This is a genomic window from Nocardioides malaquae (genome assembly GCF_015070385.1).
Classification (GTDB): Bacteria; Actinomycetota; Actinomycetes; order Propionibacteriales; family Nocardioidaceae; genus Nocardioides; species Nocardioides malaquae.
In genome coordinates this window covers 1-279 of sequence record NZ_JADCSA010000284.1, presented here as the reverse complement: position 1 = coordinate 279, position 279 = coordinate 1, and the positions used below count along the sequence as shown (strand labels likewise).

Annotated in this window: 1 protein-coding gene; it reads right to left on the bottom strand. The window is 49.5% G+C overall.

Annotated elements, in window-relative coordinates; translation table 11 throughout:
- Nucleotides 1-33: 33 nt before the first annotated feature.
- Nucleotides 34-279 (bottom strand): hydantoinase/oxoprolinase N-terminal domain-containing protein (locus IEQ44_RS15725; RefSeq protein ID WP_193639407.1); only part of this gene is annotated, 246 nt, incomplete at its 5' end.

Genomic DNA, 279 nt, shown 5'->3' with positions numbered 1-279 from the left:
AGGGAACCTGGCTACCCGTCAGTAAACTTAGGGCTAGTTTTTCCCCACGTAATTAGTATACGCACCTATGCAACTCATATCCAACGGCACGCCTCTGGGAACACTGGTTCCAGTTGCCTCCTCCACGATTCGCCGTAGGGCTTCGATGGGGGCATCCTGGTAGTTCTTTGGATCTTTGGATAATAACTTGAAGACCTTCTCGGTGCCATCGGGGTAGATGACAATGACGTCTGTAAATGTGCCACCGCGGTCTATAATATAAACCCACTGTAAGTTACG